The sequence below is a fragment of the Agrobacterium sp. K11 genome, from assembly GCF_059429395.1.
The window spans coordinates 68,148-84,612 of record NZ_JCAHRB010000013.1 but is presented as its reverse complement, the minus strand read 5'-3'; the positions used below and the strand labels follow the sequence as shown (position 1 = coordinate 84,612).

Sequence of the window (16,465 nt, the reverse complement as noted above, 5' to 3'; positions counted from 1 at the left end):
CACCTCTGTTGCAAATCGAACGGGTGAAACGGGCCAAACGATCATAATAAGACGATGCGAGAATATACCTGTAAGAACCCCGGAAAACCGGCACTCCTGAAAAATTCTCCGCAACAATATCGTACTGGCTGTCTCCTCGGTTCGGGATTATGCGTATAATGACGAGCGGAACCAGAGAAGGATTATGCTTTCATGGGTAATTTTGTGCTGCAAGATTTGATCGATCAGGGGCCCGGGATGCGGACCGTCTCGCTGCCCCGCGGCCGCCAGACCCTGCACACAATGCCCACCAGCAGCGGCTATGAAATCCGCAGCAGTGGCAATTATGACTGGGACGGACGAAAGCGCGGACAGACACCATTCACTGTGCTGCAATATTGCATTGGCGGACAGGGAAACCTTCGTTACGAAAACCGTCATTACGTGGTGAAGCCGGGCGAAACTCTCCTCCTGCTCATCCCGCACAATCATCGCTACTGGCTGGAAGCGGGAAAGCAATGGGAGTTCTTCTGGATCTCCATGAATGGCGAGGAGGCCTTGCGCATTCACCGCAATATTCTTGCCGTCACCGGGCCGATCCTCAAGCTGCAACAGGAAACCGTCGATCATCTCGCCCATTGTTGCTCGCGCCTCGTCAACGGCGCGGAAACACCAGGGGCGGCCTCCGCCGTCGCCTATGAAGCGGCGATGACGCTTTATGACGACGTGTTCGGCTCGCATCCCTCCTTTGGCGGTGAATATCGCACCATGCAGCAGGTGCTGAGCTATATAGACGGGCATCTCGGAGAGCGTCTTTCCGTCAGCGATCTTGCCGCCGTCGCCGGCCTCAGCCGTGCGCATTTTTCCCGCATCTTCACGGCAAGCGAAGGCCTGCCACCGGCCGAATTTGTATTGCAGCGACGGTTGAGGCGGGCAGCCAAGCTTCTCACCACAGCCGAAAACATCCCCATCAAGGAGGTATCCGTGCTATGCGGCTTCGAAGACCCGAACTATTTCTCGAAGGTCTTCCGCAGGCTATATGGCATCAATCCAAGCGAATTCCGCACCACCGGCATGTATGCGAGCGTTCAGCAGAGCAGATCGTAAAAAACAACTTCGTTTTGCCACGTTTCAGGCGATTAAGAATTGGCGATACAGCCCCTTTTGGAGACCGAATGAGGTGAACAACAAAATCAGGAAGATCCTCATCTTTCCGCTTCGGGCAATCATCGTGTTTGCCCTGATCCTCGACGGCATTTTTCGCCCGCTCTATCGGCCGATCATCAAGGCGATATCCAGACTGACATTCATCAGGAAACTGGAAAGCCGGATTGGCGGATTGCCGCGTCTCGCCATTCTTCTTTTGCTGGCGGTGCCATTTGCCATCGCCGAACCGATGAAAATCATCGGCCTGCTCCTCATCGCGCACGGCACCGTCAAAACAGGAATTGCGCTGACGATCCTCGCTCACCTCGCCACATTCCTGATTGTCGAGCGCATTTACCACGCCGGTCGGGAGAAGCTCCTCACCTACGCCTGGTTCGCATGGATCATGCGATATGTGCGGTTTGCCCGTTCGTTTTACGATCGCTTCAAGCGCGCGACACTGGGCTGGATCCGGCTGAGCGTTCTGGCGCGTCAAAGATAAAAGCGGCACCTTTCACCGCCGGCCGCGCAACTTCTTCAAAAGATATTCCGCAAAGGCGGTTGCCTGCAAGGAGACGAGAATGATGGCAATGCCAAGAACAACACGGGCTTCGGGCACCTCGTCAAACAGGAAGTATCCCACAGCGGTCACGAACAATATCGACAGATATCCGACGGGCGCCAGAACACTGGCGTCAGCGATGCGATAGGCCCGCAGGAAGCAATATTGCCCCATTTGCGCAAGCAGGCCGATGGCGAGCAGCGCCCCCCAGTCGAGCGGCATGACCGGTTTCCACGTCCAGATCGCCGGAACGGCGGTAATGACGGCAAGACCCACCGTGTAGAACACCATCATGACAGTGGTGTTTTCCTGCCGCAGCGCCCGGGTCTGGATCACCGCAAGCGCGCCGAACACCACCGAAACGAGGACGACGAGCACGCCTGCGTTAATCTCCGCGTCGCCCGGCCCGATGACTACAAGAACGCCAACAAATGCGAGGCAAGCGCCGACCCAGCGATATCGGCTCACCTTTTCACCGAGAAAGACAACCGCCATGGCCATCGTCACCAGCGGGCGTGAGAAGCCGACAGCATTGACGGTGGCGAGCGGCAAGAGGGTGATGGCGACGAAGTTGCTGGTGAGTGCAATGGCGTTGCAGCAGATTCGGAAAAGGTTGCGCCAGGGATATTTGACGCGCGCCATTTCCCCCCGGTGTCGCCAGATAAGCGGCAGGATGAAGATCAGGCCGATCATCGCCCTTATGAAGACGAGCTGGAATGCCGGATAGGTCACACCCTGCGCCTTGACGAGGGCTGTCATTCCACCCGAAACCAGGGCCATATCCATGAGCAGCCAGCCGATGCCCGCGCGAGCATCGTTTTCGCGCGGGTTTTCCTGTTTTTCACTCTGGTCCTGGCCATTCACGCGGGTTGCACAAGGTTTGCCATGAGGCGGAATGCCCCCGGCACCAGCTTGTCCATCTGGTGGTGCAGCACGAGGCTTGTATGCGTATGCCGGCCCTTGCCAATGGCTGCCGAGACCAGCGCCCCTTTCAGAGGCTGTTCATCGACATCGTGCATGGCGAGCAGGGGTTCATAAGCATCATCCCAGCGCGCAGCGAAATAGAGCCCTCTCTCCTTGTCCCAGCCCGTCCAGTCGGCAGCACCGATCGTGTTGGGCCCGACAAGCAATGGGTGATCGGGCAATAGCACCGTCACCTCCGCATTTGGGTCCGTCACCCGCCAACGCAGGGAAGGCTTACCGATCTCAAGCCGCCTGACGGGCGTCGTCTCGGGATTCCATCCGTCGGTCGGCCGGTGATAGAGCGTGACAAGATGGCCGCCTTCTTCGACGAAGCGGTGAAGCCTTTCGGTTGCCGCAGCTAGATCCTTGCGAATGCCGAAGGCAAAGATGCCGACAACAATCGTCGTGAAGGACGAGAGATCACCGCCAAGCGCCTGCGCATCGAGTTCGGTGACATCAAGACCCATGCGCGAAAGCCATGACCCGACCCGGTCGGCACCGCCGCCGATATAACCGACGCGCGCGCCCTCGGGCAGCTTGAGATCGAGCGAGAGGATTTTCAGAGCGGAGGGTGCCAGAAACCGCGCCCGGCCTATATGCGGATATGCGATGGGCGTGATCTGGAAGGCAGGTTGCGAATCGACAAGCGCTTCGATCTGGGCAAGGCCGACCGCCGCCTCACCGGTACGCTCGGCAATCCAGTCATTGCCGGTCTTGCGCAGGTTCCAGCCACCCGTACTCCTGAACGACAGCGGTGCATCGGCACCCTTTATGTGTGCCTGAAAAACATGGGAATCCTGCCCCTGTCCAAGTGGAACCAGAAGCGCATCGGGCGAAATCGTCAGCGACTGCGCCGGCGTCACGAAAAACGGCTCCTCCAGATCGAAAGCGGCCGAAACCTCCCTGCCTCCAATCATTACGGACAGGCGCACCGAGGCATGACCATTGCCGCCTGAGGCTTTCCAGTCGGGCTGGTAAAGCCCGGAAACGGCCGCGTCCTGATCGGCGGCAAGCGAGAAGACCATTGTCTGGCCACGCGACTGAACTGAAGACGATACGCCAGCCGGAAGGACCGGGGTAACCTCGACGTCAAATTCAGCCGCCTTTCCCGCGAGTTCCACATAGAGAGATGACGTCCCACCCGGAACGATCTCGGCTGGCTCGGCATAGGCCCGCTCGAAAAGATCGAGTGCCGTCAGGATAGCGGCATCGACCTGCGCCCGTTTGCGCGCGATCCGGTGCCCATGCAACTCCCTGAAGTCCTGCGCTGCGGCCTCGTCGACCTCTTGCAAAAGGGCTGCCGCCGTCAGAAGTGAGGCCGTGATCCGCTGCGTGTCGGGAAAGGCATCGATTGCGTCAGTGATTGCCTGTTCGGCTGCAACCAGCGCCTTTGCCAAATCGGCGGTAAGACCCGGAACAGCCGCGAGATCAGCCAGCGACGACGGCAGGCTGTCGAGGATCGAGCTTTCCTCACCGCCCGCGACGTTGGAGAGCTCGAGATGCAGTGGCCATGCTTCCTGCGCCCGCTTCGGCCAATGTCCCATTCCCTGTGAGGCATGATAATAACGCGACCATTCGCCGATGCGGTCGTATTGCGCGCCGGTTGCCCGCTCCTTGCCCACTGCATTGACTGTCAGCGTCGTTTCCGGCGGAGGCACCTCGTCATCATAGGTGTCACCACCACCAGACCATGCAGGAAGATAATATTTGGCCACCTTCCACGGCTTCAGCCCCTCGGAGAAATGCTCGGGATAGGCGGCAGGATCAGCCGCCAGCGCGATTGCGCTTTTCGCCGCGCGCGTCATGGCGCGGTGGTGCCCGTGTTGTCCCGGCACGTCGAGAAATGTCGGAATGACGATATCGGGCCGTTCCTTGCGATAGGCGCGCACCAGCCGCTCGACGATGCGCTGCTGCCCCCATCGACCAAAGGTCTGGTCGCCATCCTTGGAGAAGCCGAAGTCGTGGATGATATCCGCCGGGCCATGGCCGAGCCAGCTTATGTCCGCATCGATGATGCGGGCCGCCTCCTCCAGCTCCCGCGACCGGATGACGCCAAGCGCGCCCAGCCGCTCCGGCCCGAGCGCATTCTGCCCGCCTTCACCGCGCGTCGAGCAGGCGATGATGATCCGCATGCCCAGTTCCATCCGGAAGTAGGCGAGAAGCCCGTTCTGCTCGTCGTCCGGGTGCGCACCGGTGTGCATGACGGTGACAGTGGATTTCAGTGCGCTCAGTCTACGGTGCAGACGCACGAGCCATGGATCGGCCATCTGCCGTTCGATGCGCTCCCGGGGGTTAAGCATGGGCGGTCTCCTCCAATATTCAGCCGGGCACCTGCGCTGCGGCGCCCAGGGACGTCTCAAGTTTTGGTGTGACAATGTCGAACAGCGGCAAGGCGGCAGCACCAAGCGCCGCCGTCAACTGTCCGGACTTGCCGTGGATGACGCGCGGCAACTCTCTTTGCCGTCGGCTTGCAACCGAAGTCGGAAGATGCCCCATCCGCGCAATGATCTCGCTGATGATGTTTTCAGGCAGCGCACCGCCGAGAATGACCGTCTGCGGATCGAGAATGTTCTCGAGCATCGCCACCATGGGCGCCAGATGGACGGCTGCCTCGTCGATCCATTCCATCACGACCGGATTGCCCGCGCTGAACAGGACTTCAAGATCATCAAGCTCCGTGTCCGCAACACCGGCACAGACGAGCTTTTCCTTGAGCACATAGACGGAAGCATAGGCCTCCAGACAACCTCTTTGCCCGCAAGACGGGCAAGGCCTTCCCTTGGGCGAGACGGTCACATGGCCGATTTCGCCGGCGTTGCCGAAAGCACCGCGATAGGGCGAACCATCCTGGATGATGCCGAGACCAATGCCGACGCCGAAATAGATCATGCAAAAATTCGGGATAGCCAGCCCTGCGCCGAACAGGCGCTCGCCGACGGCAGCGGCCGTCGCATCATTTTCCACCACGACCTGTTGGCCGCAGGCATCGCTCAGCATCTGGCGGGCATCGATACCCACCCAGCCTGAAAGCGTCGTCGGACCGACAGAGGTCATGCCGTCAATCTCGAAAGGCCCGGGCATGACGACGCCGGTGCCAAGCAGCCTGCACCCGACATTCTTCGCAACCGCTGCATGCTCCGCCGCAAAGGTTTTGAGTATGGCGTCCGGCGTGGTGTCCTTTAGCGGGGTAACGCGCTGCGTGCGCAACACGCCGGCCAGATCAAGACCGACGGTGACCATATGGTCTGCGGCAATCTCAACCCCGATCGTTGCGCCACCATCCGGGTTGACAGCAAACTGTATCGGCGGCTGGCCCCTGCCGGTGCGCCGGCGACCAAGCTCTTTCAGGAGCCCCTCGCCCACCAGCTCATCGACGATATTGGCGACCGCCTGGGGTGTGAGATGCGTGATCTTGGCTAACTGGGCGCGACCGAGCGAGCCGTGCCGCCTGACGATGTCGAGGACGACTCGCCTGTTGTGTTCGCGGCTGCGCTCAGGATTTTTTCCGATTGCTACGGGATAGGTATCCACCGTGTGCACCGTCATCTCTTCACTTCCCGTCCGTTAGAAAATTCATAGCGTCGAAGTGAGGATAAGCGCAATATAATAATTCAAGTAAATTATGTTATTGACAAATGCTCGCCTTCAGAGAACCGTAGAGAGCGACCGGGGGTCAGAATTGCAAGGGGCGGAACGCGTAAAAATCCCGCTGCCGGCAAATCGATGAGCGCGCGCGAAAGCGCGGATAAAGGGAACGATCACTCCGCATCCGGAAGACCGGGCGGAGAAAATGGAGGCTTACATGCGCAGGGCAACTTTGTTCGCCGGCTTGGTCGCCGGTTTCAGCACATTTGCATTCAACGCCGCGCAGGCGGTTGAAATCGAATATTGGCAATATGTCTTCGACACACGCGTCAAAGCGATGGACGAGCTTATCGCCGAGTTTCAGAAGGCCAATCCGGATATCACCGTCAAACAGGTGACCTTCCCTTATGCCGACTACCAGACGCGAGTGATTGCCGCCAACATGTCCGGTAAAGGCCCTGACGTGATGCAGCTCTTCTACGGCTGGCTCGACAAGTTTGCAGCCGGCGGTATCTTGCAGCCGCTGCCGACAGACGCTTTCCCGCATGACAAGATCGAAAGCGAATTTTTCCCCATCGTCGGCGCCATGAAGCGCGGCGATGATTATTACGGCCTGCCGACGGCGGTTCGCTCGCTCGCACTTTTCTACAACAAGAAGCTCTTCACGGAAGCCGGCCTCGACGCCGCCAATCCGCCGAAGACGCTGGACGAATTTGTTGCCGCGGCGGAAAAGATCGCCAAGCACGATGCCGCTGGAAACCTCACCGTTGCAGGCTCCACGCTCGATATGGGCGGTCAGGACCACCAATGGTGGCGCGAAGTTCTTATCCGCCAATATGGCGGCGAGCCCTACACCGACAACGACCAGAAAGTCACCTATGACAGCGAGGCTGGCATCCAGGCGCTGAAGTTCTATACGAGCCTGCAGCTTGAAAAGAAGATCGGTCAGGTAGGCTTCATGGACGAAGGCCAGGCTGCCTTCCGTGCGGGCAAGGCAGGCATGACCATCGACGGCACGTTCAGGCTTGGATCTTTCAGAACCATCAAGGACTTCGAGTGGGGCGTGACCGAGCTTCCCACCAACGACAAGAATATCCGCTCCAACTATGCCAGCTATTTCGCCAATGGCATCAGCGCCAAGACAACCGGTGAAGAACTGGAAGCGTCGAAGAAATTCCTCGCTTACATCTCCTCACCGGAAGCCATGGCGATCTGGCTGAAGACGGTTGGCGAGTTGCCGGCGCGGCGATCTGCGGCGTTGACCGAGGAGAACCTGAAAGACCCGATCTATGCACCGTTCCTGAAGGGTCTCGAATACGCCCATACGACAAGGTTCATGGATGAGGCGGCCCAGCGGCAGAACGCCATCGACATGACGAACCGGATTTTGCTCGAGGGTCAATCCGTCGAGGAGTCCATCAAGCAGGCCGCCAGCGCCGAGCAGGAAATCATCGACGCGGCCAAACCGTAAAACCGCAGGTCCAATCATGACAGCGATCGATCAACAGGGGGCGGCATCCGGCCGCCCCGGCGGCTCCTTCGGGGATCGCTTTTCCATGCGCACGAAGCGGCTTGTGTGGATCTGGAGCTTTCTGGCTATCCCGATCCTGTTTTACAGCATCATCCGTTTTTACCCGACGTTGCAGGCCTTCTGGTTGTCCTTCACCAACTGGGACCTGCTGCGCCCGGCAAAGTTCATCGGCGTTGCCAATTACGTCAAGCTGTTCAAGGATCCGCAATTCTGGAAGGTTTTCAAGAACACCTTCACCTATCTCATCGTCGGCACGCCCATCAGTCTGGTTCTGGCTTTCGTCATCGCCTTTTATCTGGATCGGGTGCGCATCCTGCACGGTTTCATCCGCGCGCTTTATTTCCTGCCCTATCTGACAACGGCAGCGGCAATGGCATGGGTCTGGCGCTGGTTCTATCAGCCGCCGCCGATCGGCATTATCAACGACGTGCTTGGCATGATCGGAATTCCGCAGCAGCCATTCATCCGTTCCACCGATCAAGCGCTTTATTCGGTCATGGTGACGTCCATCTGGGCCGGGCTTGGTTTCCAGATCATCATCTTCATGGCGGGCCTGCGCTCCATTCCGACGACATTTTATGAGGCCGCGCGCATCGACGGACTTGGCGAATGGGCGATCCTTCGAAAGATCACGCTGCCGCTCCTGAAACCAACTACCGTTTTCCTGGTCGTCTTCTCCTCGATCGGTTTCCTGCGCATTTTCGATCAGGTCTACAACATGACCACCAACGATCCGGGCGGACCGCTCGGCTCAACCAAGCCGCTGGTGCTGATGATCTACCAGACCGCGTTCAACTCCTATGCAATGGGTTACGCCGCCGCGCAGACGGTCGTCCTGTTCACCATTCTTCTTGTCGTGTCGCTGGTCCAGCTGTGGGTTCTGAGGGAAAAGAAATGAGCGAAGCGTTGCCACTCTCCCACGCCCGCGTCCGCCCCGGCCGCATCCTTGCCTGGACGCTGCTTTTCATCGGCGGCCTGATCATGATTTCGCCGCTGCTCTTCATGTTTTCGACCTCGTTCAAGACCGCGGATCAGGTCTATGATCTCAGGCTCATTCCCGCAGCACCGACGCTTGCGAATTACATGACTGTCTTGGCCGACGGCCGTTTCCTCCGCTGGTTCTTCAACTCGATGTTCGTTGCGGTCATCGTCACCGTCTCCAACTGCTTCTTCGACAGTCTGGTCGGTTATACGCTGGCCAAATTCGAGTTTAGGGGTCGCTACTTCATCTTCCTCGCGATCCTTTCCACGCTGATGATCCCGACCGAAATGCTTGTTATCCCCTGGTATCTGATGTCCAGCCAGCTTGGCTGGCTCGACAGCTACTGGGGCATCATGTTCCCGGGAATGATGACGGCCTTCGGCACCTTCCTGATGAAGCAGTTCTTTGAGACGGTTCCGAACGACTTCCTGGAGGCAGCGCGTGTCGACGGGCTGAACGAATTCCAGATCTGGTGGAAGGTAGCCCTGCCGCTGGTGACGCCTGCCCTTTCGGCGCTTGCAATCTTCACCTTCCTCGGCAACTGGACAGCATTCTTCTGGCCCCTGATCGTGACTACCAGCAAGGAGCTGTACACGCTGCCGGTCGGCCTATCGAGCTTTGCGGTGGAACAGCAGATCCAGTGGGAAATGATCATGACTGGCGCTGCCATTGCGACCATCCCAACCCTTATCGTCTTCATCGTCCTGCAACGCTACATCGTTCGCGGTGTGATGCTGGCAGGCCTGAAAGGATAACATCATGGCCGATATGAACCCGCGCCTGTCGGATACCAGCAAGTTTCCCGACCCAGTTTACAAGGAAACCGTGCTGCGTCCGCTTTTCGATGGCGCCAAGAACCACCATGTCGACGGTTTCCGCCGCATCGACCGCGCCCATCTGGTCATGCTACGCGAGACCGGCATTCTCGATGCGGACACGGCAGCAAAAATCGCCGAAGCGCTTGATGACATCGACAGGACCATCAATCCGTCGGAGCTGGTCTATACCGGCGAGGTCGAGGATTTCTTCTTCCTGATCGAAAAGGAGCTGAAAGCCCGCATTGGTGTCGATGTGGCAGGCCGCCTGCACACGGCACGCTCGCGCAACGACATCGATCACACGCTTTTCAAAATCGGCCTGAAAGACAAGATCGACACGCTCACTGCCAAGGCGCGGCTTCTGCTGGCCGCCCTGATCGACGCCGCCGAGCGCAATGAGAAGACGTTGATCGTCGCCTATACGCACGGACAACCGGCCCAGCCCACCACCTTCGGCCACTATCTTTCCGCCGCCATCGAAGTGCTGATCCGGGATATTGACCGCTTCACTGAGGCCCGGCGCATCGTCGATCTCTCACCCATGGGCGCTGCGGCCATCACCACGTCTGGCTTTCCCATCGACCGGGCACGTGTCGCCGAACTTCTCGGCTTTGCGGCACCTTTGCGCAATTCCTATTCCTGCATCGCCGCCGTCGACTATACGACAGCGACCTATGGCGCCATCGAATTGATGTTCCTGCATCTCGGCAGGCTCATTCAGGACTTCCAGTTCTGGACGAGTTTCGAAGTCGGGCAGATCTACGTACCGAATTCGCTGGTGCAGATTTCGTCGATTATGCCGCAGAAACGAAACCCGGTCCCGATCGAACATCTGCGCCACCTTGCAAGCCAGACATTCGGGCGGGCAAGGACTATGCTCGACGTGATGCACAACACGCCCTTCACCGACATGAACGACAGCGAGGGCGAAACCCAGGGCATGGGCTACGAAGCCTTCGCCTCTGCCGGCCGGGTGCTCGATCTCCTTGCCAGCCTCGTCGGCAAGATCAGTATCGATCCGGAAAGGGTCGACCAGAATATTCGCCGTTCCTGCATCACCATCACGGAACTGGCAGATTCTCTTGTCCGCATCGAAGACCTGTCATTCCGCCAGGCCCATGAAATTGCCGCAACCGTCGCCAAAAGCGTTGTCGCGCTGAAGGGCGACCTGCCGAACGACGGTTACCAGCCGTTCCGCAGAGCGTTCGAGGAACTGGCAGGACGCGAGACCAGTGTCGATGAGGAAAAGTTTAGGCAGATCGTCTCGCCCGAGCACTTTGTCGCCGTGCGCAGCCGCTTCGGCGGCCCTGCCCCGGAGCCGATGCGCGAGGCGATTGCGGCCTATCGCGACAAACTTGCTGCGTTTGAAGCAGAAGCACAGCGATCCGCCGACTACGAAGCGGCAAAAGCCGCTGAGCTTGCAAAGAAATTTACCGCCCTGACGGGAGCGCGATAATGGCGACAATCGAACTCAATCAACTCGTAAAGCGCTACGGCAAGGTGGAGGCAGTCAAAGGCATCGACCTTGCCATTGAAGACGGCGAATTCGTCGTATTCGTCGGCCCTTCCGGCTGCGGCAAATCCACGACACTCAGAATGATCGCGGGTCTGGAAGAGATTTCGGGCGGAACGCTGAAAATTGCCGGAAACGTCGTCAACGAGAAAGAACCGAAACAGCGCAACATCGCCATGGTCTTCCAGAACTATGCGATCTACCCGCATATGACGGTCCGCCAGAACATCGGCTTCGGGCTCTATACCTCAAAGCTCGACAAGGCGGAAAAGAACCGGCGTATCGAAGAGGCCGGTCGGGTGCTCGGACTTGAGGCATTGCTCGACCGTCGGCCCGCGGCTTTGTCGGGCGGGCAGAGGCAGCGCGTCGCCATCGGCCGCGCCATGGTGCGCGATCCCTCAGCCTTCCTTTTCGATGAGCCGCTGTCCAATCTCGATGCGCAATTAAGATCGCAGATGCGCATTGAAATCAAGCGCTTGCACCAACGTCTTAAGACAACCACCGTCTACGTCACTCACGATCAGGTGGAAGCCATGACCATGGCCGACCGGATTGTCGTGATGAAGGACGGCCATATCCTGCAGGTCGGCACGCCCTCGGAACTTTACGAGACGCCGGTGGACGTCTTCACTGCGCGTTTCATCGGGAGCCCCTCGATGAACCTGCTGCGGGGCAAAAGAACGACGAACAGCGTTACACAGTCTGCCGATGGCGATCTGCTGATTGGCATTCGCCCCCATGATCTGCTGGTTGGAGAAGGCGAGACAACTCAAGGGTCCTTCTCGCTGGAGGGAACTGTGACAGCCGTGGAGCCGCTCGGCCCGGAAACGCTGGTTCATATGGACACGCCCACGACCTCGGTCATCGCGACAGCAAGGGGCAAAGCCATTCCCCAGGTGGGTAGCCGCTTGCAATGCGAGGCGCAGGCAGGCGCGCTCTATCTCTTCGATGCCAAGACGGAAAAGCTTCTGGGCCGCGCATGATGAGGACAGACACGGAAAAGTCAGCGGTCATCAGTATCGGCCGAATCTATTGCGACCTCATTTTCACCGGGCTTGACGAATTGCCGGTGCTCGGACGGGAGCTGTTTGCCAGCGACATGGAAATCGCCGCCGGTGGCGGGGCTTTCATTGCGGCTGCGCATTTCGCCCATATCGGCCGCACGGCCACGCTGCTGGCAAGGCTCGGCACCGACACCTTCTCACGTGCCATCGGCGAGAAAATGCAGCAAAGCGGTGTAGACCTGCAATTTCTGGAACACTCGGCAGATGCGGGCCCGCAGGTCACCGTCGCGACGGTCGTTGGCCATGACAGGGCGTTTTTGACACGGCGCGCCGGTATCGCCCGGCCATCGACCCTTGATGCCGCCTTTTCGTGGAACGGGGCCTGCCATCTGCACATCGCGGAATTCGCCACGCTGCACGAAATCCCCGATCTCGTCGCCCGCGCCAGGGACAGCGGACTGTCCGTCTCGCTCGATCCCAGTTGGGATGCCTCGCTGATTTACGACAAGGGCCTGCTCAAGGCGTGCGATGGCGTCGACGTGTTTTTGCCCAACCTCGAAGAAGCCGAGGCGATCACAGGCCATTCTGACCCTGAGTCGGCGGCCAGAGCCTTGTCGGGGTCGTTTCCTGTCGTCGCCCTGAAAGGCGGGGCAGAGGGCGCCTGGGTGTCCTCGCAGACAGGCCTGCACCATGCGGCGGCGAAGAAGGTACCCGTCGTCGACACGACAGGCGCGGGTGATGCCTTCAATGCCGGTTTCATCGATGCCTGGCTTCGGCAGGCGGACGAGAAGCAATGCCTTGAGGCAGGCGTCGCGGCGGGTAGCCTTGCCGTGCAGGCCACGGGCGGCGCGCCGAGAACGACCGCCGCCGCATAATCCCTGCCAGCGTTATTCCCCGCGTGGAAAACGCTGGTTTTCCTCCAGCACGTTCAAGTCCATGTGGTTGCGCATGTAGCGTTCCGAGGCTTTCTGCAATGGCTGATAATCCCACGGGAAATAGGCGCCGTTTCGCAGCGCCTTGTAGACCACCCAGCGCCGCGCCTGACTTTCCCGCACCGATGCGTCGAAAACGGGCAGCTGCCAGCGTCGGCCGATTTCAGCCGAAAGCGATGACAGCACATCAGCGAATTCAGGATTGCCGGCAAGGTTTATCTGCTCTTCAGGATCCGTCTCGAGGTCGTAGAGCAACGGCGGATCCGCTTCGCAGACTGAGAGCTTGTAACGGCCATCCCTGATGGCGACGAGTGGCGCAATCGAACCTTCGGCGGCATATTCCATCGGCACCGGCCCGCGCTCGCCTGTTCCCGCAGCCAAAGCCGCAAGGTCTTCGCCATCCGTCCAGCGTTTGAGTGAGGTAATATCGAGGCCTGCCAGACCGCATAGCGTCGGTGTGACATCCAGCGTCGAAACCGGCGCGTCGATAAGCGCCGGTTTCCAGCCGGGTGCTGCGATCATCAAGGGCACGCGGGCCGAACCCTCGAAAAAGCACATCTTGAACCACAGGCCACGCTCGCCCAGCATGTCGCCATGATCGGAGAGGAACAGGATGATCGTGTCCTCCTCCATCCGCGTCGCCTTCAATACGTCGAGAATTTCGCCGACCTTCTCATCGATATAGGAGATATTGGCGAAATAACCGCGCCGCGCCCGGCGTATCTCGTCGGGTGAAATATCGAAGGCCTGATGATCACAGGCTTCCAGCAACCGCTTCGAATGCGGATCCTGCTGCTCGAAGGGAAGCGCCTGTATCTGCGGATCGAGTGCCGGGCAATCCTCATAGAGATCCCAGAATTTCCGCCGTGCCACATACGGGTCATGCGGATGGGTGAAGCTGACGGTCAGGCACCACGGGCGATCATCGAGCCGGCGCGACAGATCGTAGAGCTTGCGGGTTGCGTGATAGGCAACCTCATCGTCATATTCCATCTGATTGGTGATTTCGGCAACGCCCGCGCCGGTGACCGAACCGAGATTGTGATACCACCAGTCGATCCGCTCGCCCGGCTTGGTATAATCAGGCGTCCAGCCGAAATCCGCCGGATAAATATCCGTCGTCAGACGCTCTTCGAAGCCGTGCAGCTGGTCCGGTCCGACAAAATGCATCTTTCCGGAAAGGCCGGTGTAATAACCAGCTGCCCGCAGGTGATGCGCATAGGTCGGAATATCCGACGCGAATTCGGCGGCATTATCGTAAACCCGCGTCCGGCTGGGCAATTGACCGGACATGAACGAAGCCCGGGCCGGCGCGCAAAGCGGACTTGCCGTATAGGTATTGGCGAAACGGACAGACCGCTCCGACAACGCTTTCAGATGTGGCGCATGAAGAAAGTCGGCCGGGCCATCGGGAAAAAACGTCCCGTTGAACTGGTCGGCCATCAGGATAAGGATATTGGGACGCGGCATTTCACCCTACAGTCTCAGAGGCCAAGCTTGCCTTTGACGGCATCCGCACCCGGCTTGCCATCCAGCGTGGTAACGCCCTGCAGCCAGCCATCCAGCGATGTCGGATTGGCCTTCAGCCACGTCGCTGCCGCCGCCTTGGAATCCTCGCCACCGAGAATGGAACCCATCAGGGCATTTTCTATGCCGATATCGAATTTGAGGTTCTTGAAAAGCGTCGCCGCATTCGGGCATTGCTGCGGCCAGCCGGTACGGGCAAGCGTATAGACCTCGGCGCCACCGAAATTCGGGCCGAAATAGGCGTCACCGCCGGAGAGATAGGCGATATCGATCTTCTCGTTCATCGGGTGCGGCGCCCATGCTAGGAAGACGACCGCCTTTTTGTCTTTTCCGGCCCGTTCCACCTGCGCCAGCATCGCCTGCTCGCCGGATTCGACAAGCTGCCAGCCCTTCAGGCCGAAATCATTGGCATCGATAATCTTCTGAATGTTCTGGTTGGCGGGTGCGCCCGGCTCGATGCCGTAAATCTTGCTTTCAAATTCGTCAGCGTGTTTGGCAAGATCCGAAAAATCCTTCACGCCCTTTTCGGCCATATAGGAAGGCACTGCCAGGGTGAACTTGGCGCCTTCAAGGTTTTTCGTCATCACGTCGGCCGCCTTGGCGGCGTTGAGGTCGTCAACGAAGGATTTCTGGGCGGGCATCCAGTTGCCGAGAAAAACGTCGATCTCGCCGTTTTTCATGGCCTGATAGCCGATCGGCACCGACAGCGTCTTGACGTCAGCCTCATACCCCAAAGCATCGAGCAGAACCGAGGCGACGCCATTGGTGGCGGTGATGTCGGTCCAGCCGGGATCGCTGAGGCGAATGGTCTTGCAGGCCGCATCATCGGCGGCATAAAGCGGGGTGGAGAAGGCCGCCACGGACAAAAACAGTCCGGCGGCGATGCGGTGCATGCGAGAAACGGTTTTCATTGCGGCTCCCCTTTTATTAGTCCAGTTTATTGAACACCACATTGTTTTTGCCTGTGAAGCGGGTATTTTTCGATGACTGATATAAGGAATTTCTATGACAGAGCGGCCGCTCGATCTTGGATGGATGCGCATTTTTACCGAGGTCGCCCGGCGCGGCAGCCTGACGGCAGCGGCGGCGTCCCTGCGGCTGACCCAGCCAGCTGTCAGCTATCAGATCCGCCGGCTGGAAGACGATCTGGGCGTTGCACTGGTGCGGCGTAAACATCGCGGCATCGAGTTGACGGCCGAGGGGCTAAAGCTGTTCGAGATCGTCTCGCGCAATGTCGATGCCATCGACCTTCTGGCCCAGCAACTTCGCAGAACGGAGGAGCGGCAGACAATCCGCCTGCACACGGACTATGCCTTCTCCTCTCTCTGGCTCATCCCACGCATGCATGGTTTTCGCGCGCTCAATCCTGACATCAACATCCAGATCGTCGCCACGCAGGATCCGCTCGGACAGGGCAAACACGACAGCGACGTGATGATCATCTTCGGCACGCGGCAGGATGCCGGCGACGGCGCGGTGCTGCTGCTTTCGGAGAAGGTCACGCCCGTCTGCTCGCCGGCGCTTTTGGCGGAGCAGTCGGCGCCAGAAACAGTGGCTGATTTTTCGCGGCTGAAACTCATCCACCTCGAAAATACCTCACAGGCGCACTGGTTCGACTGGGCGTCCTATTTCAAGCATTTCGGCGTGCTGAGAGGCCCGGAAAACGAAAGCGGAGACATCAGCTTCAACAATTACACCATGGTGGTTCAGGCGACGATCGGCGAACAGGGTTTTGCCCTCGGCTGGGCGGGACTGGTCGATCCGCTGGTCGAGGCAGGCGTGCTGGTGACCGCAGGCCCGAGTCTGGATGCGCCGGGTCGCGGCTACTGGTTGCTGAGGCCGAAAAGCAGCGACAGTGCGGTCAGAAAACTCACCGGCTGGCTGATCGACGAGAAGCGTTGACGTGACCAGCCAGCCGGTGAT

General features: G+C 59.2%; 14 protein-coding genes. 9 read left to right on the top strand and 5 right to left on the bottom strand.

The window, feature by feature from the left end; all coding sequences use genetic code 11:
• Nucleotides 1-192 precede the first annotated feature (192 nt).
• Together AC5SEO_RS22995 and AC5SEO_RS22990 are read left to right on the top strand one after the other, a co-directional pair.
• The gene (locus AC5SEO_RS22995; protein WP_004431265.1) at nt 193-1,086 is read left to right on the top strand and encodes an AraC family transcriptional regulator; all 894 of its coding nucleotides are present in this window, start codon (nt 193-195) and stop codon (nt 1,084-1,086) included.
• A gap of 73 nt (nt 1,087-1,159) precedes the next feature.
• On the top strand, nt 1,160-1,627 hold the full coding sequence (locus AC5SEO_RS22990) for a hypothetical protein (RefSeq protein WP_035200397.1): 468 nt from the start codon (nt 1,160-1,162) through the stop codon (nt 1,625-1,627).
• A 12-nt stretch (nt 1,628-1,639) separates the two neighbouring features.
• Here the strand turns inward: AC5SEO_RS22990 and AC5SEO_RS22985 are convergent, their stop codons facing one another.
• The 3 genes from AC5SEO_RS22985 to AC5SEO_RS22975 are packed head-to-tail and all read right to left on the bottom strand — an operon-like array spanning nt 1,640 to nt 6,196.
• The gene (locus tag AC5SEO_RS22985) at nt 1,640-2,551 is read right to left on the bottom strand and encodes a DMT family transporter (protein ID WP_111799977.1); all 912 of its coding nucleotides are present in this window, start codon (nt 2,549-2,551) and stop codon (nt 1,640-1,642) included.
• A complete protein-coding gene (locus tag AC5SEO_RS22980; protein WP_174027905.1) occupies nt 2,548-4,950 on the bottom strand; it encodes a PIG-L family deacetylase in 2,403 nt (800 codons plus the stop codon). Before AC5SEO_RS22980 ends, AC5SEO_RS22985 begins: the two co-directional genes overlap by 4 nt.
• A 19-nt stretch (nt 4,951-4,969) precedes the next feature.
• The gene (locus AC5SEO_RS22975) at nt 4,970-6,196 is read right to left on the bottom strand and encodes an ROK family transcriptional regulator (RefSeq protein WP_111799975.1); all 1,227 of its coding nucleotides are present in this window, start codon (nt 6,194-6,196) and stop codon (nt 4,970-4,972) included.
• 244 nt (nt 6,197-6,440) lie between these two features.
• Between AC5SEO_RS22975 and AC5SEO_RS22970 the strand changes: the two genes are divergently transcribed.
• From AC5SEO_RS22970 to AC5SEO_RS22945, 6 genes are read left to right on the top strand one after another with little or no spacing between them, the layout of a single operon-like run.
• The gene (locus AC5SEO_RS22970; protein ID WP_019566690.1) at nt 6,441-7,706 is read left to right on the top strand and encodes a sugar ABC transporter substrate-binding protein; all 1,266 of its coding nucleotides are present in this window, start codon (nt 6,441-6,443) and stop codon (nt 7,704-7,706) included.
• A gap of 16 nt (nt 7,707-7,722) precedes the next feature.
• The gene (locus AC5SEO_RS22965; RefSeq protein WP_004431252.1) at nt 7,723-8,664 is read left to right on the top strand and encodes a carbohydrate ABC transporter permease; all 942 of its coding nucleotides are present in this window, start codon (nt 7,723-7,725) and stop codon (nt 8,662-8,664) included.
• Nucleotides 8,661-9,503: a carbohydrate ABC transporter permease gene (locus AC5SEO_RS22960; RefSeq protein WP_013761103.1), complete on the top strand. Its 843-nt coding sequence runs from the start codon at nt 8,661-8,663 to the stop codon at nt 9,501-9,503. Before AC5SEO_RS22965 ends, AC5SEO_RS22960 begins: the two co-directional genes overlap by 4 nt.
• A 4-nt stretch (nt 9,504-9,507) precedes the next feature.
• A complete protein-coding gene (gene argH / locus AC5SEO_RS22955) occupies nt 9,508-11,022 on the top strand; it encodes an argininosuccinate lyase (protein ID WP_495364059.1) in 1,515 nt (504 codons plus the stop codon).
• Nucleotides 11,022-12,062, top strand: a complete 1,041-nt coding sequence (locus tag AC5SEO_RS22950; RefSeq protein WP_013761105.1) for an ABC transporter ATP-binding protein — start codon at nt 11,022-11,024, stop codon at nt 12,060-12,062. Before argH ends, AC5SEO_RS22950 begins: the two co-directional genes overlap by 1 nt.
• On the top strand, nt 12,059-12,958 hold the full coding sequence (locus AC5SEO_RS22945) for a carbohydrate kinase family protein (RefSeq protein ID WP_495364058.1): 900 nt from the start codon (nt 12,059-12,061) through the stop codon (nt 12,956-12,958). The genes AC5SEO_RS22950 and AC5SEO_RS22945 overlap by 4 nt, the downstream gene beginning before the upstream one ends.
• 12 nt (nt 12,959-12,970) lie before the next feature.
• Here AC5SEO_RS22945 and betC read toward each other — a convergent pair whose 3' ends face one another.
• Both betC and choX read right to left on the bottom strand, forming a co-directional pair.
• A complete protein-coding gene (gene betC / locus AC5SEO_RS22940) occupies nt 12,971-14,485 on the bottom strand; it encodes a choline-sulfatase (RefSeq protein WP_495364057.1) in 1,515 nt (504 codons plus the stop codon).
• Between the two features lie 14 nt (nt 14,486-14,499).
• A complete protein-coding gene (choX, locus tag AC5SEO_RS22935; protein ID WP_320187568.1) occupies nt 14,500-15,453 on the bottom strand; it encodes a choline ABC transporter substrate-binding protein in 954 nt (317 codons plus the stop codon).
• 94 nt (nt 15,454-15,547) lie between these two features.
• Between choX and AC5SEO_RS22930 the strand changes: the two genes are divergently transcribed.
• Entirely contained in the window at nt 15,548-16,444 is an 897-nt protein-coding gene (locus AC5SEO_RS22930) for a choline sulfate utilization transcriptional regulator (RefSeq protein ID WP_495364056.1), read from the top strand.
• Nucleotides 16,445-16,465 lie beyond the last annotated feature (21 nt).